A 21,882-nucleotide genomic window follows, 5' to 3' on the forward strand; every position below is an offset into this window, starting at 1 on the left:
TGACCCCTTCAGACTTCGCTTCCGCCGCCTCCACCTTTCAGCCGCTGCGGGCCATCGGCCTGATGTCGGGAACCAGCATGGACGGCATCGACGCCGCCATGATCGTCACCGACGGACACCGCGTGCTGGAGACCGGCCCGCGCCTGACGCGGCCCTATGACGCCGACTTCCGCGCCAGCCTGCGGAAGTGCCTGGGCGGTGGGGCGCCGGCGGAGACCATCGCGGCGGTGGAGCGCGAGTTGACGCTGCTCCACGCCGAGGTGGTCGACGGGCTGATGGCGGAAACGGGCGCGGTGGACGTCATCGGCTTTCACGGGCACACCATCCTCCACCGGCCGGAAGCGCGCCGCACCTGGCAAATCGGTGACGGCGCCCTGCTGGCGCGGGAGACGGGTGTGCCGGTGATCGACGGCCTGCGCACGGCCGACGTGGAGGCCGGCGGGCAGGGGGCGCCGCTGGTGCCGGTCTATCACGCGGCCCTGGCGGAGGATCTGGACAAGCCGCTGGCGGTGCTGAACGTGGGCGGTGTGGCGAACGTCACCTTCATCGGCCGCGACGGCGCGCTGATCGCGTTCGACACCGGCCCCGGCAATGCGCTCATCGACGACTGGGTGCACGCCCGCGTGGGGAAGCCCATGGATGCCGAGGGGCGGCTTGCGCTGAAGGGGCGGGCGGAGGAGGAGGCGGTGGCGGCCATGCTGGCGGCGCATCCCTATTTCGACGCGCCGCCGCCCAAGTCGCTGGACCGCGACGACTTCACCACCGAGCCGGTCTCCGCCCTGGGCACGGAGGACGGCGCGGCGACGCTGACGGCCTTCACCGCCGCCGCCGTGGCACGGGCGCGCGATCATCTGCCCGAGGCGCCGGGCTTGTGGATCGTCACCGGCGGCGGGCGCCTCAACCCGGCGCTGATGGCGGCGCTGTCCCGCCGGCTGGCGCCCGCGGCTGTGGAGCCGGTGGAAATGGTGGGGTGGGATGGCGATGCGGTGGAGGCCCAGGCCTTCGCCTTCCTCGCCGTCCGCAGCTTGCGCGGCCTGCCGCTGACCATGCCCGGCACCACCGGCTGCCCCGAGCCGATGACCGGCGGCCGCCGTCACGATCCCTGAAATGCGGGCGGCGCCCTGCCTCAGCCCGGCAGGGACAGGATGGCGAGGACGGTGTCGCCGGCGCGGCGTCCGTTCACCCTTTCGCGGCGCGCGTGAAGGGCGTGGATGGTGCGGAAGGTGCGGGGGTGCCGCAGCAGTGCGGCGAACCGACCAAGGGCCGAGGTGCCGCTTTTCGTCACGAGGGCCGTCTGCTTCAGGGCCCGCTTGAACGGCGACTTGGGCTTGGACAGGCGAAGGCTGAGGGTCGTGCCGGTCGCATCCGCCAGCGCCCGCAGCGACCTGGCGTTCCAGCGGGTCATGTGGTGCGGCGGAAGGTTCATGATGTCCCAGGCCGGGTGCTCGCGCGACATGGGGGAGTAGGGAACGCTGAAGACGAGCGCCCCGCCGGGCTTCAGGCCCGAGATGATGGTGCGTGCCAGGCCCAGCGGGTCGGCGACATGCTCCAGAACGTGGCTCAGCATGACGATGTCGAAGCGCTCGCCGGTGCGCAGCACGTCGTCGAGGTCGGCGTGGCGGGCATCCAGGCCCTTGGCGCGGGCGGCCCGCACCGAGCTTTCCGACAGGTCGATGCCCGTGACCGACACGGTCGGCATGTCGGAAATGTATTCCAGGAACAGGCCGGTGCCGCAGCCCAGTTCCATCATCCGGACGGGACGGTCGCCGTATCGCTCGAGATGGCGGCGTACCTCGCCCCACTCCCAGCGGGCGCGGGCGTGGTAACTGTCGAAGGCAGTCAGCCATGCATAAAAGGCAGCACTGCCGGGCCGCATGGGATCGGCGAACACCAGATCGCAGGCGGCGCAGCGCCGCATGGTGTAGTCGGTTTCGATCAGGTCGGGCGGCAGGTCCTGGCGGAAGACGCGGCGCAGGTCGGCGCGGATCGTCTCGACCGGCAGGTCCAGGATTGCCTTGCTTGTATCGCCGCACACAGGGCAGCGTAACATGATTGTGTCCCCAGGGATTGCGGCCGGCTGTGTAGCAGAGGGCCCTGCTGCCGCGCAAGCGCCGATGCCGCCGTGCGCCTGGCACGGCGGTGCTGGCGGCAGGTTCAGCGCGCCGGCTGGCCTTGCACGCTGGCGAGGTAGCTGTCGAGCACCTTCACCAGTTCCTCCTGATGTTCGGTGAAGCTGTGGTCCGCGCCTTCCACCTGATGGTAGTCCACCGTGATGTTCTTCTGCTGCGACAGCTTGGCCGCCAGCTTGGCGACCGAGGCTTCCGGCACCTGTTCGTCGCGGTTGCCGTGAACGATCAGGCCCGAGGACGGGCAGGGTGCGAGAAAGGTGAAGTCGTGCTGGTTGGCCGGCGGCGCGATGGAGACGAATCCCTCGATCTCGGGCCGGCGCATGAGAAGCTGCATGCCGATCCAGGCGCCGAAGGAGAAGCCCGCAACCCAGCAGGCCCCGGCACTGGTGTTGATCTGCTGCATCCAGTCCAGCGCGCTGGCGGCGTCGGACAGTTCCCCCTGGCCAGCGTCATACACACCCTGCGACCGGCCGACTCCGCGGAAGTTGAAGCGCAACACCGAGAATCCGCGACGCGCGAATGTGTGATAGATGTTGTAGACCACCCGGTTGTTCATGCTCCCGCCGTGTTGCGGGTTCGGGTGGAGGACCAGGGCGATGGGCGCGTTGGGCCGCTTCGAATGGTGGTAACGGCCTTCCAGGCGGCCTTCCGGCCCGTTGAAAATGACTTCGGGCATGGGGGACGTTCAGCCTCGCAGTACGCGACGGAGGGACATGGCGCCGACGGCACCGGGGAAGACGCACGAATACGGCGGAACGGCAGAGCGGCGGCGGCGTTTCGCCGGGACCGCCACAAGGCCCGGCCAAACTTGACCGGCTTGGTCGGGGATCATATATTCAACTCCACAAGGGATACGCCCTTTGCCGTCACCTGACGCGCGCCGTACTTGGATGCGTTCGTTCGTATAAAAACGGGCCGCATCTTAGCACACGTGTGACGCGGATTTTCAATAGAATTTGAAGATGTTCGCACGACTGAAGGAAGACATGGACGCCATCCTGGCGCGCGACCCGGCCGCCCGATCCCGGCTGGAGGTCTTCCTGTGCTATCCGGGCTTCCACGCCATCGCCACCCATCGGGTGTCGCACTGGCTGTGGGGCAAGGGTTTCCGCCTGACGGCGCGCTTCGTCTCGCACCTTGCCAAGGTCTTCACGGGCGTCGAAATCCATCCGGGCGCCACCATCGGCCGGCGCGTGTTCATCGACCATGCCACCGGCGTGGTGATCGGCGAGACGGCCGAGGTGGGCAACGACGTGACCCTGTACCAGGGTGTGACGCTGGGCGGCACGTCCCTGCACAAGGGCAAGCGCCACCCGACGCTGGGCGATGGCGTCATCGTCGGTTCGGGCGCGCAGATCCTCGGGCCCCACACGGTGGGCGAGGGCGCGCGCATCGGCGCCAACGCGGTGGTGCTGGACGAGGTGCCGCCGGGCGTCACCGTGGTTGGCATCCCGGCGCGCATGGTGATGCGCAAGCCCAAAGGCATCGAGGAAGACTTCTGCGCCTACGGCGTTCCGACCGAGCATCTGCCCGACCCCGTCGTGCGCACCATGGACGCCCTGCGCGGCCAGATCAGCGCGCTGATGGACCGGGTGGAAACCCTGGAGAAGGAGCGCGAGGGCGCCCCGGGCCCGGCGCCCGCTGGGGTGTCCGGGCGTGGTCAGAGGCTTCCGCACGTGGTAAGCGGCAGCGGCGACGCCGCCGAGGGCTCCGAGGGGAGGGAGCCGCGCGCCGGTGTGGAAGATGCGTCCGTTCCGGGCAGTGATGCCGCCTCTCCGGTGGGGGAGCGGGACGAGGAGGAGCGTCGCGCCGCGTCCGGCGGTCAGGCGTGACGGCGCAAAGATAGGGAACGCCCGGTAACGCCGCGGGGCGCGGCAGGGGCAAGAGGGAGTACGGACCGTGAGACTGAGTACGAAAGGCCGCTACGCGGTGATGGCGATGGCCGACCTGGCCTCGCACTCGCAGGGCAAGCCCGTGGCGCTGGCGGATATCGCCGAGCGCCAGGAGATCAGCCTGTCCTATCTGGAACAGCTGTTCGGGAAGCTCCGCAAGGGTGGCCTGGTGCGCAGCGTGCGCGGTCCGGGCGGCGGCTACCTGCTGTCGCGCACCGCCGGCGAGATGCGCATCTCCGACATCATCCTGGCGGTGGACGAGCCGATCCAGACGACCCGCTGTACGCCGGGCACGCCCGCGGGCTGCCACAACAACAAGGGCCGCTGCATGACCCACGACCTGTGGGAGGAACTGGGCAACCAGATCTACCTGTACCTCTCCAGCGTGACTCTGGAGCAGGTGACGCAGCGCAAGGTGCTGGGCACCAGCGGTCTGTTCGGCGATCCGGCCATCAACGCCGCCGCGCAGTAACCCAACCGCCCAGCCGTTCGTTTTGGCGACGAGGGCCGCCGATGCGCCGCTTCGGGATGATCCCGGGCGGCGGTGCGGCGGTCCTTTCGATTCGAGCCACCGCAAATCCCGTTGACCATGTTTGGCAGCCGTTCCGACCGTCCCGCCGTCTACCTGGACTACAACGCCACCGCGCCCCTGCGGCCGGAGGCGCTGGAGGCGATGACGCGCGCGCTGGAGGCCGGCGGCAATCCGTCGTCGGTGCACGGCCCCGGCCGCCGCGCCCGCGCGACCGTGGAGGACGCGCGCGAAGCGGTGGCGGCCCTGGTCAACGCGCGGCCGGAACAGGTGATCTTCACCTCCGGCGGGACGGAGGCCGACGCCCTGGCGCTTGGCGGCACCGGCCGGGCGCGCGCCGTCGTTTCGGCGGTAGAGCACGATGCTGTGCTGAAGGCGCATCCGGACACGCGTCTCTGCCCGGTCGATTCGGACGGCGTCCTCGACCTTGAGGCGCTCGCCGCCCTGCTGGCCGAGGAGCCGGACCCGGCGCGGGTCATCGTTTCCGTCATGCTGGCGAACAACGAAACCGGTGCGGTGCAGCCGGTGAAGAAGGCGGCCAAGATCGCCCACGATGCCGGTGCGCTCATTCACTGCGACGCCGTGCAGGGACCCGGCCGTGTGGGCGTCGACATGCACGCCCTGCGCGTCGACCTGCTGACGCTCTCGGCTCACAAGCTTGGGGGACCGCCCGGCGTGGGCGCGCTCATCGCCGCCGATCCGCTGGCGCTTGCGCCGGTGCAGCGCGGCGGCGGGCAGGAGCGGGGCAAGCGCGCGGGCACCGAAAACGTTCCCGGCATCGCCGGCTTCGGGGCCGTCGCCAGGGTCCTGGCCGCCGCCGGGCGCGAGGAGGCCGAGGCCGTCCGCGCCCTGCAGGAGCGGCTGGAAGCGGGCATTGCCGACATCGCACCGTCGGCCGTCATTCATGGCGCGGGCGCGGCGGTCCGGCTGCCCAACACCACCTGTGTCGGCCTGCCCGGCGTCACCAACCAGAGCCAGCTCATGGCGCTGGACTTGAGCGGGGTCGCCGTCAGCGCCGGGGCGGCGTGTTCGTCGGGAAAGGTCGCGGCAAGCCACGTGCTGCGGGCCATGGGGCTGAGCGAGGCAACGGCGCGCGAGGCGGTGCGCATCAGCCTCGGCTGGGCGAGCACGGCGGCCGACGTCGATGCGTTCCTCAAGGCGTGGCGGCCGCTGGCGCGCCGCGCCCGGCCGGTGGCGACGGTCGACGGCGGCGGGGCGCAACGGACGTCATAGCTGTCGCAATCTCCTTGCTCCGAGGGTAAGGGAACGCTATGCATCCCGCCGGACGGAGCGCAATCCATCCATCGATCAACCTGTCTACCTGAGGACGAAAGGAAGCGGCGCATGCCCAAGATCACCTTCATCGACAGAGACGGCGAGGCGCAGACCTTCGACGCCCCGGAAGGGCTGTCGGTGCTGGAGGTCGCGCACCGTCACGGGATCGACATCGAGGGTGCCTGCGAGGGGTCGCTGGCGTGCTCGACCTGCCATGTGGTGGTGGAGCCGGAGTGGTTCGACAAGCTGTCGGAAGCCAGCGAGGACGAAGAAGACATGCTGGACCTGGCCTTCGGCCTGACCAAGACCTCGCGGCTCGGCTGCCAGATCATCCTGAACGACGACCTGGACGGCCTGACCGTGCGCCTGCCCGCCGGCACGCGCAACGCCATGGACTGAGACGCGCTGGGCTTTCGCGCCGCGCGACAGGATGCGGAGGCGGACGACGGTGCCTGCGGGCGCCCGTCCGCCTCTTCCCATTGGCGGCCGCCGGCCCTATCTGACCTGTCATGACCATGCCCGACACCCCCACCTGCTCCCTGGCCGCCCGCGCGCCCGCGTCGGAAACTGACGCCGCCGCCGGCTTCAGCGAAAGCGACCTGGCGGCCATCGCCGCCACGGCCGGCGACCTCGGCATCGACAAGCCACGGGCCGAGACGCGCGTCGTCGTCGCCATGAGCGGCGGCGTCGACAGTTCGGTGACCGCCGCGCTGCTGGCCGAGCAGGGCTACGAGGTGGTGGGCGTCACCATGCAGCTCTACGACCACGGCGCGGCCATCCAGAAGGCCAACACCTGCTGCGCCGGCAAGGACATTCACGACGCCCGGCGCGTCGCCGACTCCATCGGCATCCCGCACTACGTGGTGGATTACGAGGGCACGTTCCTGTCCGACGTGATGGAGCAGTTCGCCGACTCCTACGTGTCAGGCGAAACACCCGTGCCCTGCGTGCTGTGCAACCAGACCGTCAAGTTCCGCGATCTGCTGACGGCGGCCCGCGACCTGGGCGCCGACGCGCTCGCGACCGGACACTACGTGCGCCGTGTGCCGGGCGGGCAGGGGGTGGAGATGCGCCGGGGCGCCGATCCCGGCAAGGACCAGAGCTATTTCCTGTTTGCCACCACGGCGGAGCAGTTGGACTTCCTGCGCTTTCCGCTGGGCGGCTTGAGCAAGGCCGAGACCCGGGCGCTGGCGCGCCGCTACAACCTGCCGACCGCCGACAAGGCGGAAAGCCAGGATATCTGCTTCGTGCCCGACGGCGACTATGCCCGGGTGGTGGAAAAGCTGCGTCCCGGCGCGACGAAGCCGGGCGACATCGTCCACGTGGACGGCACCGTGCTGGGCCGCCACGAGGGCATCATCCATTACACCATCGGCCAGCGCCGGGGCATCGACGTGGGCGGCATGGCCGAGCGCCTGTACGTGGTGCGCCTCGACCCGGCGGCGAACCGGGTGATCGTCGGCCCGCGCAGCGCGCTGGGGCGGGATCGCTTCGTCATCCGCGACCTCAACTGGCTGGGCGACGGCCCCGCGCCGCCGGCCGGCGGCGTGCGCTGCACCGTCAAGATCCGCAACAGCTTCAGCCCGGCGGCGGCACTCGTCCGTCCCGGCGACTCGGCAGGACGCGCCGAGGTGGACCTGGACGATCCTGTCCACGGCGTCGCGCCGGGGCAGGCCTGCGTGCTCTATGACGGTGATCGGGTGCTGGGCGGCGGCCGGATCATGCGCCGGGGCGCCGCCTGATATCGGGCAGCGCTCCGGACCGTATACGAGTGGCCGGCCGGAGTCAGCGGCGGACGGTCCTTGCGGGACGTATCCCGCCGCCCGCTGGACCTCACCGACGGATCGCTTAAAACTTTCTTGTGATTCATCCCCCGTTTGGAGGATGCACTAAGCTTTGCGTTTTGCAAAACTACTGCTAGCTGCGTTGATCCAGTTACACCCGCCACTGTGACCCCCGGCGGTTGGACTGCCCCAGGATCGCGCATGCAAAACATCGGGACATTCCGGCTCATCCGGAATGTCCCTCTTTTTTAGACCGGCTGCCTCAGCCGCCGCGCCTGCCGTGCATCAGGGGATCGGCCAGGATCAGGCGGACCAGGTCGGCCTGCCGGTGGGTGCCCGTCTTGGTGAAGGCCTGTTTGACGTGATGCCGGGCGGTCGCTTCCGCCACGCCCAGATCCCGGGCCGTCTCAATAATGCTGGCGCCGCGCGCCAGCGCCGCCACCACCCGCGCCTCGGCGGCGGTGAGGCCGTGCAACGCGCGCAGGCGGGTCAGCGACAGGACGGGCGGGTGCGACGGGTCGGTCACGTAGATGGTGATCGTCGGTGCCGCCAGGCCGATGCCCGACCCGGGCTGGGGCCGCAAGGCCATGAGGTGCAGGTTCGGCCTGCCGGAGGGGCGGGGCAGGCGCATGGCCTCGCACCGGTTTTCGCCTGGGAAACATCTCGCAGCATCTGCCGAAGGTGTCGAGCCGCGTCGGCGTGGGTCGCGGTCAGGCGGCCGGACTCGTCCACCTTCAGCCCGTCGCCGCCGCTTTCAAGAACGGCGGCGGGCCGGTTCATGAAGGTGACCGTTGCGTCCTGCCGCGCCAGGAACACCGCGACCGACAGGCTTTCGAGCGCATCCTCCGCCGCTTCAAGAGCGGCGCGGCGGCTTTGGTCGAGGCGGAAGAGCCCGGCCGCCCGGCGCAGGTGCGGCTGCAAGGTGGTGTGCAGGCGAACATGGCGGTCGTCCGGCGGCGAGCCTTCCGGCAGAAGCGTCTTGAGCACCACCATGTCCGGTCCGTCGCGCAACACCTCCGAGGCGATGCTGTGCCGGAAGCGCTGCGGTTCCATCCAGTCGCGGTAGAAGATGCCGGCGGTCAGCGGCCCCACCGAATCGCCGTCCGTTTCAACCTCGGCGTCGGTGATGACGGCGGGGTGGGGGCTGCGGCGCAGCGCGCGAATCCAGGGGCTATGGCGCGCGTGGGTGCTTTCGTAGCTTTCGCGGAACCGCCCATCCAGGCTGGGTGCCGCCGCCACGCGGGCCGTGCCCGATGTGGCATCGTCCACCGCAAGAAGGCAGGCACCGCCCGTCGCGCCTTCGATCAACCGCGCCATGGAGGCCCAGGCGCCGCAGTCCGGCGGATCGCTCGCGGCGGCATCATAGATGGCCGCGATGATCTCTGTCAGTTGCTCCCCCCGCACGCGCGGCTCCCCCTCACAACCGGCGCACCCGACGGCCCGCCGTCGAGCCTGCGCGACCTATCCATTCGGATAACTTTAAAGAACTACCATTTGGGAGGCGGGAATGGGAGTCTTTTGAGACAACTTGTCTCTTTCCGGCCGCAACACCGCACGTTACTCCGCGTCCCGCGGGGAAGGTGGAGACGGGTCGGAGGCGGGGTTGAGCCAGGGCGGCTGGCTGTCGTGCTCGCCGGCCCCCAGGAAGGTGCGCTCGACGTCCACCGTGCTCCGCTCGCCCAGGGCGCCGGCGTTCTCGTCCAGCCAGGCCTGGGCCCGCGCGCGGCCCAGGTCGCGCAGCCAGGTGAGGAACTCCCACTCGGTGTTGAACTTGCTCGACGCCGACAGGGCGGCCATCTCGTCCCCGCCGGAAACCATGTGGATGAACATCTTCCTGTAGTCCTCGGGCGGCAGGCGGCCTTCCTCCAGCAGGCGGGAGACGAAGGCGATGGCGCGCATCTCGCGGTAGAGGCTGGCGTTGAAGGTGATCTCGTTCAACCGGTTGATGATGTCGCGGGCGCGCTTGGGCACGTCAGTGCGTTCCAGCGGGTTGATCTGCACCAGCACGATGTCGCGGCTGCCGCCCCGGTAGATGAAGGGCCACAGCGCCGGATTGCCCATGTAGCCGCCGTCCCAGTATGCTTCGTCGCCGATCTCCACCGCCTGATAGAGGAAGGGCAGGCAGGCCGAGGCCATGATGTGGTCGGCCGTCAGTTCGTCGTGGCGGAAGACGCGCGGCCGGCCCGAGCGCACCGAGGTGGCGGTGACGAAGACCTGCACCCGGTCGCAGCGGCGCACCCGGTCGAAGTCCACCTGCTCCTCGACGATGCTCTGCAGGGGATTGTGGTTGATGGGGTTCAGTTCATAGGGGCTGAACAGGCGCTGCATGAGGTCGGCGCCCAGGAAGAAGGGGTTGGCGTCCAGCCCCCACGAGCCCGTCAGCCAGCCCAGCGGGCCGCGCTTGAAGGGCGACAGGCGCGAGGTGTGGGCGACGGCGCGCCAGAACCGTTCCAGCCCCGCGCGCGCCGCCTCGCGGTCGCCCGAACCGGCAAGCCCGTTGGCCACCACGGCGGCGTTCATGGCTCCGGCGGAAGTGCCCGACATGCTCTCGATGACGATGCGGTCGTCGGCCAGGAAGGCATCCAGCACACCCCACGTAAAGGCACCGTGGGCGCCGCCGCCCTGCAGGGCCAGGTTGACCGGCCGGCCGCCGCCGCAGGGGCGGATGCCGGGGCTCTGGAAGCGCGCCCGGCGCCCGGTCGCCGGGGGCGGATTGCGCCGATCGGCCGGGGCGTCGGCGCGACGGCCGGGCGTGTCGGCGCCCAGCGGCGGGATGTCGGGCTCGTTGGCTGTGCCGTCGGCCTGGTGGCTGCTCACGGTGTCCTCCTTTTTCCCATGGACGGGGCGCGAACGGGTCATGCTGCGTCGCACAACAAGGGTGGGCCGCGTGCGGCCGGCGGGCAAGGGCGGGGCGTGCACAAAAATGAAAACAAGGTGTTGACGCCTCCGCTGCGTCCGTTTATATACGGGCCTCCCAGCGCGATGGCGGAGTAGCTCAGCTGGTTAGAGCAGCGGAATCATAATCCGCGTGTCGGGGGTTCAAGTCCCTCCTCCGCTACCAGATCCAGGGGCCTCGGACGTTCCGAGGCCCCTTTTTCTGTGCGCCAGCCTGGCGTCGGATAAAGCCTGAAAGTGCAGGGAAGGCTGCAAAGCCGCAATGGCCGTGGCGAGAGCACCGGAGAAGCCCGTACCTGCGTAATATGCTGCTCGCGCACCATTCTTCTACAGAAAACGCGGCCAAGGCCTCCGAAGACCCCAAATGGTGTGCACCGGCGTGGAAAAGTAGTCCACGAGCGGGGCGAATAGGCGCCGAAAAGTAGGCCACCCTGCTCAGGCATACTTCCACCCTCGGTTGGATAGACGAGGGTGCCAAGCAGGGGATGCTGACGGTGGACATGATCGGTCGGGTCCGGCGCGAGCACGCGCGCGGCAAGAGCATGCGGAAGATCGCCGCGGAACTGCGGCTGTCACGGGATACGGTGGCGAAATAGTCGGCCCTGAAAAACGGCTAAGCGGTTGATGCGCCAGGGGTCAGGGTCGCGGGCCAAGTATCCGATTTTGCATGGGCCGAGGGGCGGCTTGCCAGAATCCAGGCAAGCAAAAGCGCCAGGGCGTTGATGGCAAGGCGCAGATTGTGGGCGGCGGCCGCAAGGAGGGCGTTGATGGCGTCGCCAGCGTGTCCGAGCAGCCAGTTCCGATCAAGCCTTCCCTCGTTCTTCATGTGGCCGATGTTGGCCTCGATGCTCGATCTGCGTTTCAACTCGCGCTTCATGGTCGGCGTCAGGCCACGGCTTCGGCCCGCGATCATGACGGAGGCCGCGCCCTTGTAGTCGTGGCCGCGGTAGCCCTTGTCCACGTACACCCGCTCGGGCTCGACGCCGGACAGCGCCGTCGCCTGCGCCACGGTGGCGGCCAGGGTGTGGCCGTCGTAGGGATTTCCCTCGAAGGCCTTCGCGGCGACCACGAGGCCCTCGCGGTTGGTGGCGGCGATGCCGACCTTGCAGCCGAACTCGTAGGGTGTGCGGGCCTTGCCCTTGGAGATGCAGACCACCTCCGGCGCATGCAGGGCGTAGAGCTTGTTCTTGTCCTTGGGCTTCTGGGCCAGCAGCCGTTCGACCAGGCCAAGCAGGTGGGCGAAACGCCCTTCCAGCAGGTCGTCGCCGGCAATCTTACGGCCCACGTCGCGATACACGCGCCCGAGGAAGGTGCGCAGCCGCTTCAGCTCGCGGCGCATGCGGCGAAACTGCCGGGCATGGGCATAGCGGCCGGCCTTGATGGAGGCCCGCTTCGCCAGCCGGGTGTAGCTCTGCCGCAGCACGATGCCATGGCGCTTCGCCTGGCGGACCAGGGTCTGCAAGGCGCGGAGGTACAAGCGGCTGTCCGTCGGGTGCGCGATGGCCTTGGGCTGCACGGTGGTGTCCACGCTGACGCGCTCCAGCGACGACGGCTTCGCCGCCCCCGCCCGCAGTGCGGCCTCCACCGTGGCCCTCAGGACCTCCTCCATGCCTTCCGGGCCGATGCGCTTGCGCCAGCGCGTCATCGTGCTGGCGTCGATGGGCGGCTCGTGCTGGAAGAACTCAAACCCGCAGAAATGCTGCCAATAGGGATTTTCCACCCACCGCTCCACCACCTCCTCGTCGGACAGGTCGTGGATGTGCTTCAGATAGTGGAGGCCGACCATCAGCCGGGTCGGCTTCGCCTTCCGCCCGACAGGCTTGAAAAACCCGCCGAAGGCATCATCAAACCGATCCCAGGGCACCACCCCGGCCAGACGCACCAGCGAATGGCGCGGGTTGATGATGTTGTCCAGACGCTCGCGGAACAGGTCGGTCTTACCGGCGGACACCAGAAATCAGCGGGTCACGGGGCGATTCCCTGCATTTTCCGATATTTGGCCCCGCCTGGGAATCCCCGGATTTCAATGCCTTCGGCGTTTTTCAGGGCCGACTAAGGAACCAATGGGCTCTGACGTGATTCCCCTGGCAATCCAACGGGAGGTTTGTCATGGCGGCTCCAGTCCCTCTGCGCGGCGACTTCGACGGCTCGGCGCTACGACGGCTTGCGAAGGCCTCGAGCGATGGGAACCAGACACGCCGGTTGCTGGCGTTGGCGTCGATCTATGACGGCGGCAGTCGAAGCATGGCGGCCAGGGTTGGTGGGGTCGAGCTATGGCGGAAAGTGGGTGACAGCCTGAGAAGGGGGTGGCGTATCGTGGAGGTGTCTTACGCCTTCCACATCTCCAACAAGGGAGTGATACGCCATGACCGACGATACCGTTGTCGCCCTGCGCCAGCCAGGGGAAACCGACGATCCGCTGACCGAGGTTCTGCGTGCCGGGGCGCGGCAGCTTTTGGCGCAAGCCGTGGAGGCCGAGGTCGCGGCCATGCTTGCCGAGCATGAACACCTGACGACGGAAGACGGCCGGCGGCGCCTGGTCCGTCACGGCCACGGCCCGGAGCGCGAGATCCTGACGGGCATCGGCCCCGTTCCCGTGCGACGGCCGAAGGTGCGGGACCGTGGCGCCGATGGAGAAGGCCGCATTCGCTTCACCTCTGCCATCCTGCCGCGGTTCGCCCGACGCACGCGGTCCATCGACGCCGTCCTGCCGACGCTCTACCTGCGCGGCCTGTCGAGTGGCGACTTCCAGGACGCCCTGGAGGCGCTGCTTGGCAAGGAGGCGCCCGGCCTGTCGCCGCAGGTGATCAGCCGCCTGAAGGCGGAATGGCAGGCCGAATACGACCGCTGGCGCAAGCGCGACCTGACGGCCCGGCAGTACGTCTACATCTGGGCCGATGGCGTCTACCTCCAGGGCCGCATGGAAGACGAGAAGCAGAGCATCCTCGTCATCATAGGTGCCACGCCGGAAGGCCGGAAGGAATTGGTCGGTTTCCAGGCCGGCTTTCGCGAAAGCGCCCAGAGCTGGCGCGAACTGCTCAACGACATCAAGGGGCGCGGCCTCGCCCAGGGGCCGAAGCTCGCCATCGGCGACGGCGCGCTGGGGTTCTGTGAAGTGGTCCCGGTTGTTCGGGCAGATCAGCGCGCTCTGTAAGCTCTGCTCCTGGGGCTTGGTTGGTGGGTAGTCGCGGTCAGGCGGCGAGGCCTGCCGGGCGGAGGGCGGAGCGGGAGCGTAGCCCGGAGCCCGGCAGGCCTCGCCAGTAAACCTCATCGGGGGTGGCATAGGCCAGGGCCTGGTGCGGGCGCCGCTCGTTGTAGGTTTGCACCCAGGCGCCGATGCCGGCCTTGGCCTCGCTGCCAGTGGTGTAGGCCTTCAGGTAGACCTCCTCGTACTTCAGGCTGCGCCACAGGCGCTCAATGAAGATGTTGTCCATGCAGCGGCCCTTGCCGTCCATGCTGATGCGCACGCCCGCCGCCTTCAGCGTCCCAGTGAAGGCGAGGCTGGTGAACTGGCTGCCCTGGTCGCTATTGAATATCTCGGGCGGGCCGTAGGTTTCCAGGGCCTGTTCCAGCGCCGCGACGCAGAAATCGGCGTCCATGGTGTTGGACAACCGCCACGACAGCACCTTGCGGCTGTGCCAGTCCATGATGGCGACCAGGTACAGGAAGCCGCGACGCATCGGAATGTATGTGATGTCGGCAGCCCACACCTGGTTCGGCCGGTCGATGACCAGCGTGCGCAGCAGGTAGGGATAGACCCGGTGCTCGGGGTGCGGCACCGTGGTCCGCGGCCGGCGATAGACGGCTTGAACGCCCATCAGCCGCATCAGGCGTCGCACCCGTTTGCGGCCGACGGACCAGCCCTCGCGGCGCAGGAGGGCGGCCATGCGACGGCTGCCCAAGTAGGGCATATCCAGGAAGTGGCGGTCGATGGCCGCCATCAGCATCCGGTCCTCGGTGTTCTTCGGCGTGTCGTCGTTCACCGGACGGTAGTACAGCGACGACCGGCTGATGCCGACCAGGCGGCATTGCCGTGTAAGGCTCAGCGTGGGGTGGGAAATGTCGATCATGGCTCGGCGCTCCACCCGCTTCAGCGCTTGAGCCTGACGGCCAAAAAATCATTTTCGACCTTCAACTGGCCGATCTGCTTGTACAGCTCATCGACCAGCGCCTCCTTGTCCTTGTCGGCCTTCGATGGGCCCTTCTCGAATGCCGTGGCCGCTTGGTCCCGCAGCGTACGTTTCCAGGCGTTGATCATCGTCGGGTGGACGTCGTACTTCGCGCTCAGCTCGGCCACCGTCTTCTCGCCGGACAGCGCCTCCATCGCCACCTTCGCCTTGAAGGAGGCGCTGTGGTTGCGACGATTCTTGCTCATGCGGTCTTCTCCTGTCTCGCCCCAGGAGCAAAACCCAGAGCTTACCGACCTGTCCAGATTCTTGGGGCCACCTCACTGGAAGGCGCTCGACGAGGTTTATCCCGGCGCCCGCCATCAGCGCTGCTGGGTGCACAAGACGGCTAACGTCCTCAACAAGCTGCCGAAGTCGCGCCAGAGGGCGGCCAAGGAGGATCTCCACGCCATCTGGATGGCCGACGGCCGCGCCGAAGCCGAGGCGGCCATGGACACCTTCGAGGCCAAGTATGGCGCGAAGTACCCCCAGGCCGTCGGCTGCCTGACCAAGGACCGCGTCGCCCTGCTGGCCTTCTACGACTTCCCGGCCGAGCACTGGCAGCACGTGCGAACCTCAAACCCCATCGAGAGCGTCTTCGCCACCATCCGGCACCGCACCGTGCGCACCAAGGGCTGCCTGTCGCACAAAACCGCCCTGGCGATGGTCTTCAAGCTGGTCACCGCCGCCAGCAAGACCTGGCGCCGACTGTCGGGCAACAACCGCTTGCCCCAGGTGATCAAGGGTGTCAGGTTCCGCGACGGCATTCAGGTGAAGAACGCCGACCAATCCGCCGCCGCCTGATCATGCCGTCACCCACGATTGGTCATAGCTCGGAACTGGAAAGCAGGATCTCCCGACGTCAACGGCTGATCAGCATGGGAGCAGAGCCACGCTTACGGTGCACAGGCGTCCGGTGTCCGGTTGTCCGGGGCGGCGATATGGCGCGTATGCGAGCGAGCAACAGCGACCCGACGTCCTGAAGCGGCGGCAGGAACGGTCCTGCGTTCGTGGCATACGTCGGACTGGTTCTGATACCCACATTGAAGCGGAGCGACATCGTGGTGATGGACAACCCCACGAGCTGGCGGGCGCGTGGGATGCCGTCCACGCTGTTGGAGCCAAGGTCCGCTTCCTGCCTCCTCAACGCTCGGAGTTCAAACCGACCGAGATGGCCTTCTCCAAGCTCAAGGCTTCCCCGAAGAAAACCGCAGCGCGGACCGAGGACGACCTTCGGTGCGCCATCGGTCGGGGCATCGACGCATTTACGCGGCCCGAATGCGAACACTACTATCCGGCTGCGGGGGATGATCGCGACTGAGAGAAAAGTGCTCTAGCGACTGCGATCGGCGCGCCGCGTGTCTGGGTTGTGTGCCGGTGCTAACATGTATTTCACGGCCAGTCGTTGGGCTACCTTCCCGGCGCCGATTAGCCCGATCTTCATGAGCAGCGTGACAGCGGCAAAGAGAAAAATCACGCCTAATGCCCCGGTGCCGCTGCGCATGTAGTTGAAGATGTTCAAGGCGGCGTAGGCGTAAATTATAACGGCCCAGATGTCAGCATTCGGCCCGTGCGCCCAGCGGTAGAGCGCGCCGAAAACTCCGCCGCAGATGGCCGACCAAGACACAAGGAAGAAGATACCGCCCGACAACAGCATTTCGCCCGGCATGCTTGGTGAGACGACTTCGCCGAAAGGGCCGTTATACCGTTCCCAAAGGTATTGCTTCATGATGTAGATATTGCCCATTTCAAGCGGCTTGTCGGGCCAGATTTGGCGGGGAATAAATCCAGTGACAAGGTAGTCGAGCGTGGGACGAAAATTTAAATCTCCAAACCAGAAGTTATCAATTCGCATTATGATGAACACAAGATTGTCCATGGCGTCGAATGCGTTAAAGAATTGCACTGCGATTTGGTACAGGTGCCCTGTCTCTGCGGCCTCTTCAATGTTGCCGAGCCCGCGAAGCAGTCCGAAAATGCCCACGAGCACAAGTCCTGTGACGCCAATACCCATGGTACGCCATAAGCTGAAACCCTTGCCTTGGCCTACACGGGCGACGTTCCAAAGCAGCACGGCGGTGGCGATGGGAAACAGGGCGGCATATTTCGAGCCAGTCGAGAACAGCACAGCGGCTGCGTAGAACGCGACCAGCGCGACAGCGCCGATACGAAACACGCGGGACAGGGCTCGCCAGCGGACGATCAGGGTAAGCGTCAGCCCGGCGAGCGCCGCCTGCACGATGATATTCAGGATGGCTTTTAGTCCGCCGCTGAGCCGGCTCTGAGACAGGCCTTGCAAGTAATCGTCGTAGGATCCCGGCGTAAGCCGGAGCAGGAGCGATTGGATATCGATTGTTACGACGACAGCGAGCACGGATACGCCCGCCCACACAATGGCTGGAACAGAGATACGCGGTTCCTGCACGGCCGGCCGGCCTGCAAGAACAAGCAGCGGCAACATGGCCGCCAGCAGGCTAAGGTTTGCCAACCCGAGTGCCAGCAATTGAGCATCAGCCGGCATGATCGAGCTGTTCATGGTGGCGAAGCCGCCGTAAGTGGCGAGAAGCTTCAACGGATAAGAGATAAGGAAGAACGCGATGACGATAATGCCGACGTGCAGCGTATCGCGCGTCCGTAAGTAAATGAGCAGGGCCGTCGCGCTCCAGAACGCGATCGACATGAAGGTAACGGCGAAAACGAGCATGTCAGGTCCTGAGGCCCGGCGGGTGGCTGAGTGGCGGCCGCTTATCGTAACAGCGCGTGCACGGCCGCGCGCGCCGTAATGATGAGCGCGCCAGCCATGAACGCCATCAATGCGAGCGTGAACACCCGGACCCCGAAGCGGGACGTGGCCACTTGGTCGGTGGAGGCGGCTAAAACCGTCGGCGCCTTGGGTACATCTTGTTGCAAAAGCAACTGTTCGTGACGGAGCTCGGCATCTCTCTGTTCAGCTTCGGCTTTGGCGATGATATCGAAGAGCTCGTCTCGATCTTCATCGATGTTTTCGGGGATGCGCCTGCGTGCATATTCCAGCGCCAGGAGTGCCGTGCGAAGTTCTTCGGCCCTCGCCTCCATGGTGTTGACGAGTTCAATCTGATTTTGAACAGTTTGGCGGCGCAGTAACATATACAATTCGCCGGAGCGCTGCTGAGCTTCGGCATTAGGCTGCCCGCGGATTTGTGCATAGGCGTCGCCCGGCGCGTCCAGTGCCGTGCGGGCAATTGCCGACGCATTTTCCTGTTGCAGTTTCAGGCTATTTTCCAGGGCCTTGATCCGTTCGTCCATAAAGTTCAGGCGCCGCGTTTCCCTATTATCAAGGGCGGCCAATTCATCTTTGGCTCTGGAAATCCGCCGGGCGTACGTATCGAGCTCGGCGACTACATTGGCGACCGCAATCTCGCGCTGAATCGCGCCCATATCAAAGACGCGCTGCTCAGCTTTTACTATGGCATCGCCAAGCTTTTTCAGCGTGTCCCTGGCCGTGTCCACATATTCCGGTGTTGCATCAGCGGTTAGCCGTAGGATCTGCGGCGTTTGGGCGGCCGACAAGGTGGGGGTGAATGGGCGTGACTCTCCGAACATATCGGCCATCATCGGCTCGACCAGGGTCTCCTGGTAGCGCTGAGCCTCGGAGATTGCATCCGGCTCGGCCAGCCATAGGGACTGCGTGACCTTGTACTCTTCGGTCGCTAGCGCGCTCCAGGCGGCGCCGATAAGAGCGCCGACGATCGTCAGGGCCAGGAGCGGGCGCCAGGCGCTGAGGACATCGCGCAGGACGATCCGCCCGAGGGGGACGTCGTCGTCGCTCGCTGCCGGATTTTCGTTTTGCTTTGCCACTGCACTTGCACCCCGCAAAATCTCTCTCTCTCTTTCCGCGCTCAACTGCGGTGGTGACACGCTCGCAGTGCCGGTCGCCTTCGTTGAGAAGCGATAGGCCTCAGCGTCCATATTAGTCAAGACAGCGGAAAGCGGCTATGTTATGCCATAGCAATCTGAGAACATAAAGAACCATCGATATCATGTGCGGAATTGTCGCCCTCAGTCTTGCTGCTTCGGTAGAGGACGGAAACGGGCTTGGCTTACGTATGCTTGGTCGCCAGCGGCACCGGGGCCCGGACCACGAGGAAGCGCGTGCGTTCTGCGATGGGGCCGTCGTGCTGGGGCACAACCGCCTAAGCATCAACGACCTTTCGGACGCGGGCCACCAGCCAATCAGCAATGAGGACGGAACGGTCTGGGCAGTCGTCAACGGCGAGATTTATAACTACCCGGAGCTGTACCGCGAGCTGGTGGCCAAGGGTCATCGTTTCCGCTCGGGCAGTGACAGCGAAGTACTCGTGCATCTTTACGAAGAGGTGGGCGAGGCGCTCGTTGAGCGATTGCACGGCATGTTCGCGTTCGTGCTGCTGGATACCCGCTCTGGCGATTTGCTCTGTGGCCGCGACCGGCTGGGCAAGAAGCCGTTGGTCTACGCCCAGACCCCGGCCGGCGTGGCCGTGACCTCCGAAATTCCCGCGGCGCTGGAGTTTCCCGGGGTCAATACAGCCCTGGACCGCACGGCCCTGGGTATCTTTCTTCTTCGCAATTTCCGCCATGTTCCCGATCCATACACGATCTACCGCGGTGTCCGGCGCCTTCCCCCGGGTCACTGCATGATTGTTCGGCAGGGGCGGGTGGCGCGCCTGTGGCAGTACTGGAGGCCGGACTTCAACCCACGGCCCGTCACAGTGGACGAGGTGCGGGAAGCGTTCGACCAGGCTGTGTCGCGCCGGCTGATGGCCGATGTCGAAATCGCAGCGATGTTGTCGGGCGGGGTCGACTCCACCGCCATCGTCCACGCCATGCAGGATCGCGGCAACAAAAGCGTCGCCACCTACGCGCTAGGTCATGGTCCCGACGACAGCGAACTTATCCGTGCGCGCCGAGCCGCGGAGATGCTCGGATGTGACCATCAGGAGTTCTATTTCGACCCTGACCGGCACCACGCCATGATGTTGGACCTTTGGCGGATCCACGGCGAACCCATCGCTCTGCTTCCGCTGGTTTACGCGTACGATCTTTGTCAGCGCATCCGGGACGACGGTCGCAAAGTGGTGATGACAGGCCACGGGGCCGATGAGATCTTTTATGGTTACTCAGGCTTTATGCGAATGGATCAGCTGTCGCGCGCCCTGGCTGCTGTGCCGGGGATCATCGCGCGGCCAGCGGCGGCTGCCGCGGGCAGGGTTCTTCCGCAGGGGCACGCGTTACGCGAGGCCGCGCTCGTTGCCGCCGCCAAGCCGGGGCGACGCAAATCCGCCCTTTACACGGATGAGGCCGCCCGGGTCTGGCCAGAGTTGTTGGCCGTTGGAGGTGCTGATGCGGCGACAGCTGGCGCGATCGAGGACCTGTTCGACACATGGATCGGCGACGCGCCGCCCAAGGACTACATCGACGAAGCCGCCGTAATCGGGCTGATGCAGGAAAACGCGCATTCCGTGACCATTGCGGGAGACCTTCCGGCCATGGCGGCCAGCGTCGAGGTGCGATGCCCGTTCCTGGACCAGGATCTGGTGCAATTGGCTTGGCGCATCCATCACACGCTGAAGGTCGGCGGCAGGCGCGACACAACGCAACTCAAGATGATCCTCAAGCAGGCTTTGGAGGAGCGGCTTCCCCACGACCTGCTCTACGCGCCCAAGCAGGGCTTCGGCTACAATATTCAAGAGGCCGATGTTCTGTCCGGGCCTTGGAAGGGCCGCGTCGACGCTGCTCTAGACAATATGGGTGACCTGGGTGGGGCTCTGTCGGGCGACGGAGTGGCCCGGTTGCGCCGCAATTTCGCGGCTGCGCCGGACTACCGCGGGGCGATTACAATCGCTAAGCTGTACAGTCTTGCCGAGACTGTAGGGTCGTGAAGATGACCTCCAAAAGAACGTCCATCCTCAAGCGGCTCACTCTCGGCGTCTTCACTGCGGGGTTGGCGGCGGGTGCGGCGTTGGTAGCGTTGGAAGGGGGGCTCCGCCTCGCTGACGTTCCGCAAAGCTTTTCCGCGACGATGGAGTTGGACCCAGAGCTCGGCTACCGCCCGGCGTCGGCCACCTCGGTTACCTACGAAACGGCTGGGCTCCGGCACACCGTTTCATTCGACGCCATTGGACTGACCGACGCCGCCGGTGCCCCGGACGCGCGGCCGGTGGCGATCCTGGGTGACGGCGTAGTTGCGGGTTGGGAGGTCGATCCTCAAGAGCGCCTTGCGCGGCAGCTCGTTGACCAAACCCAATGCGAGGCCGCAGTGAACTTGGCCGTGCCGGGCTATGGGCTCCTGCAGGCCTTGCTTCTGCTGGAGCGGAATCTGGAGGATGGTCTTCGTCCGCGAAAAGTCGTGCACGTCGTCAATCTTGGTAACGACTTGATTGACAACATGCGGAACTGGGAAGGGGGGCGTATTCCCTCCGCCGAGGTGACGGATGACGGCCACCTCACGGTGTCTCCACCACCGTCCGTCGCCCCTTGGAAGGATGCGCTGCGGCATCTTATCGTCGATTTGCGGCTGTTCGCGTTGTTGGACGTGGTGCGCGGCGGTGGTGAAGCGCACGGCCCCGTCATGCCGAGGCAGCAGGCATGGCTCTATGCGGAAGCGCCACCAGAGGAGTTGCGGTCGGGGCTGGAGGCGCACCGGGCTTTGGACAATCGGCTGTCAGACCTGGCCGAGAGGTACGGGTTCGATGTGGAGACCGTGCTTTGGGTGGACTGGGCCGTGGTGGATGGCAAGGATCGCGTCGCGTCTGTCTCGCGGGCGGTCGAACGCATGCGTGATGTGACGCACCGGCCGCTGACCGTGCTGGACGCGGGCAGGCCCGCCCCATCGGAAGACGCCGAATGGGAAGCGGCGACCCTGGTCCCGGGGACCCGCCACGCCAACGCCGAGACGCTGGCCCGCTTGGCGGTTCTCGTCGGCTGTGAGCCTCCCTCCCGAGGGTCGTGATTTAGAGGCCTTTTCGGTCAAACGTGATCGAAAAGGGCGCATAGGGTCGCGACTGCGTTCCCGCACCGGGGAGGCGCGTGAGCCTTATACCAACCCGCATTGATCAGAACCCATGTGTCAACGCCGCCTGAAATTTCCCCATGTGTGGACATCAGGTAATCGCGGCTTTCCTCGAACTGGTGAATAATTGCCGCGCGGATGCCCAATCTGCACTGTAAGCATCACCATGGGAGGGCAAGATGACC

At 66.4% G+C, this 21,882-nt stretch carries 18 protein-coding genes, 1 tRNA gene and 2 pseudogenes; 12 read left to right on the forward strand and 9 right to left on the reverse strand.

The annotated features are described in order from the left end of the window. Positions 1-62: 62 nt before the first annotated feature. Positions 63-1,106, forward strand: a complete 1,044-nt coding sequence (locus LG334_RS08150; RefSeq protein WP_404386329.1) for an anhydro-N-acetylmuramic acid kinase — start codon at positions 63-65, stop codon at positions 1,104-1,106. Positions 1,107-1,126: 20 nt separating this feature from the next. On the opposite strand, the gene LG334_RS08155 is transcribed toward LG334_RS08150, so the two are convergent. Then, on the reverse strand, positions 1,127-2,050 hold the full coding sequence (locus tag LG334_RS08155; protein WP_404385056.1) for a class I SAM-dependent methyltransferase: 924 nt from the start codon (positions 2,048-2,050) through the stop codon (positions 1,127-1,129). Between the two features lie 104 nt (positions 2,051-2,154). After that, positions 2,155-2,805 (reverse strand): alpha/beta hydrolase, encoded by a 651-nt coding sequence (locus LG334_RS08160; protein WP_404385058.1) that lies wholly within the window; start codon positions 2,803-2,805, stop codon positions 2,155-2,157. 286 nt (positions 2,806-3,091) lie between these two features. Between LG334_RS08160 and cysE the strand changes: the two genes are divergently transcribed. The 5 genes from cysE to mnmA all read left to right on the forward strand — a co-directional run bounded on the left by cysE (position 3,092) and on the right by mnmA (position 7,567). Continuing rightward, a complete protein-coding gene (gene cysE, locus LG334_RS08165) occupies positions 3,092-3,961 on the forward strand; it encodes a serine O-acetyltransferase (RefSeq protein WP_404385060.1) in 870 nt (289 codons plus the stop codon). Positions 3,962-4,028: 67 nt separating this feature from the next. Beyond that, positions 4,029-4,493 carry an Rrf2 family transcriptional regulator gene (locus LG334_RS08170; RefSeq protein WP_043647212.1) on the forward strand — a complete coding sequence of 155 codons (465 nt, stop codon included), beginning with the start codon at positions 4,029-4,031 and terminating at the stop codon, positions 4,491-4,493. Between the two features lie 117 nt (positions 4,494-4,610). Next, positions 4,611-5,783 carry a cysteine desulfurase family protein gene (locus tag LG334_RS08175; RefSeq protein WP_404385063.1) on the forward strand — a complete coding sequence of 391 codons (1,173 nt, stop codon included), beginning with the start codon at positions 4,611-4,613 and terminating at the stop codon, positions 5,781-5,783. Between the two features lie 111 nt (positions 5,784-5,894). Next, positions 5,895-6,224, forward strand: a complete 330-nt coding sequence (locus LG334_RS08180) for a ferredoxin family 2Fe-2S iron-sulfur cluster binding protein (RefSeq protein WP_009542877.1) — start codon at positions 5,895-5,897, stop codon at positions 6,222-6,224. Between the two features lie 275 nt (positions 6,225-6,499). Next, on the forward strand, positions 6,500-7,567 hold the full coding sequence (gene mnmA, locus LG334_RS08185) for a tRNA 2-thiouridine(34) synthase MnmA (RefSeq protein ID WP_404386331.1): 1,068 nt from the start codon (positions 6,500-6,502) through the stop codon (positions 7,565-7,567). 304 nt (positions 7,568-7,871) lie between these two features. On the opposite strand, the gene LG334_RS08190 is transcribed toward mnmA, so the two are convergent. The 3 genes from LG334_RS08190 to LG334_RS08200 form a co-directional block, all read right to left on the reverse strand. Further along, positions 7,872-8,135, reverse strand: a complete 264-nt coding sequence (locus LG334_RS08190) for a helix-turn-helix transcriptional regulator (protein WP_404385065.1) — start codon at positions 8,133-8,135, stop codon at positions 7,872-7,874. Then, positions 8,132-9,013 carry a hypothetical protein gene (locus LG334_RS08195; protein WP_404385067.1) on the reverse strand — a complete coding sequence of 294 codons (882 nt, stop codon included), beginning with the start codon at positions 9,011-9,013 and terminating at the stop codon, positions 8,132-8,134. Before LG334_RS08195 ends, LG334_RS08190 begins: the two co-directional genes overlap by 4 nt. Positions 9,014-9,166: 153 nt before the next feature. Continuing rightward, on the reverse strand, positions 9,167-10,426 hold the full coding sequence (locus tag LG334_RS08200) for a patatin-like phospholipase family protein (protein WP_404385069.1): 1,260 nt from the start codon (positions 10,424-10,426) through the stop codon (positions 9,167-9,169). A 167-nt stretch (positions 10,427-10,593) separates the two neighbouring features. Between LG334_RS08200 and LG334_RS08205 the strand changes: the two genes are divergently transcribed. Continuing rightward, positions 10,594-10,670, forward strand: a tRNA-Met gene (locus LG334_RS08205). A gap of 447 nt (positions 10,671-11,117) precedes the next feature. Here the strand turns inward: LG334_RS08205 and LG334_RS08210 are convergent. Beyond that, the gene (locus LG334_RS08210) at positions 11,118-12,455 is read right to left on the reverse strand and encodes an IS5 family transposase (RefSeq protein ID WP_404385071.1); all 1,338 of its coding nucleotides are present in this window, start codon (positions 12,453-12,455) and stop codon (positions 11,118-11,120) included. 158 nt (positions 12,456-12,613) lie between these two features. Between LG334_RS08210 and LG334_RS08215 the strand changes: the two are divergent. Next, a pseudogene (locus LG334_RS08215) lies at positions 12,614-12,778 on the forward strand (IS630 family transposase); the annotation flags it as partial. A gap of 91 nt (positions 12,779-12,869) precedes the next feature. Further along, positions 12,870-13,613 (forward strand): annotated as a pseudogene (locus LG334_RS08220) (transposase); the annotation flags it as partial. An 82-nt stretch (positions 13,614-13,695) separates the two neighbouring features. Here LG334_RS08220 and LG334_RS08225 read toward each other — a convergent pair. Then, positions 13,696-14,879 (reverse strand): IS3 family transposase gene (locus LG334_RS08225; protein WP_404379525.1). Its coding sequence is split into 2 segments (ribosomal slippage): positions 13,696-14,603 and positions 14,603-14,879, totalling 1,185 coding nucleotides; the frame shifts between segments, so codons are not numbered across the junction. Positions 14,880-14,940: 61 nt separating this feature from the next. On the opposite strand from LG334_RS08225, the gene LG334_RS08230 reads away from it, so the two are divergent. Further along, positions 14,941-15,474 (forward strand): transposase, encoded by a 534-nt coding sequence (locus tag LG334_RS08230; RefSeq protein ID WP_404385073.1) that lies wholly within the window; start codon positions 14,941-14,943, stop codon positions 15,472-15,474. 529 nt (positions 15,475-16,003) lie between these two features. Here LG334_RS08230 and LG334_RS08235 read toward each other — a convergent pair. Continuing rightward, complete coding sequence (locus LG334_RS08235; protein WP_404385075.1) at positions 16,004-17,374, reverse strand: hypothetical protein; 1,371 nt, start codon at positions 17,372-17,374, stop codon at positions 16,004-16,006. Between the two features lie 41 nt (positions 17,375-17,415). Then, a complete protein-coding gene (locus LG334_RS08240) occupies positions 17,416-18,618 on the reverse strand; it encodes a hypothetical protein (protein WP_404385077.1) in 1,203 nt (400 codons plus the stop codon). A 71-nt stretch (positions 18,619-18,689) separates the two neighbouring features. On the opposite strand from LG334_RS08240, the gene asnB reads away from it, so the two are divergent. Both asnB and LG334_RS08250 read left to right on the forward strand, forming a co-directional pair. Then, positions 18,690-20,567, forward strand: coding sequence for an asparagine synthase (glutamine-hydrolyzing) (gene asnB / locus LG334_RS08245; protein WP_404385079.1), 1,878 nt, complete (start codon positions 18,690-18,692; stop codon positions 20,565-20,567). After that, positions 20,564-21,637, forward strand: a complete 1,074-nt coding sequence (locus LG334_RS08250) for a hypothetical protein (RefSeq protein ID WP_404385081.1) — start codon at positions 20,564-20,566, stop codon at positions 21,635-21,637. Before asnB ends, LG334_RS08250 begins: the two co-directional genes overlap by 4 nt. The last annotated feature ends 245 nt before the right edge of the window (positions 21,638-21,882 follow it).

The organism is Caenispirillum salinarum, from assembly GCF_044803115.1.
Lineage (GTDB): Bacteria > Pseudomonadota > Alphaproteobacteria > Rhodospirillales > Rhodospirillaceae > Caenispirillum > Caenispirillum salinarum_A.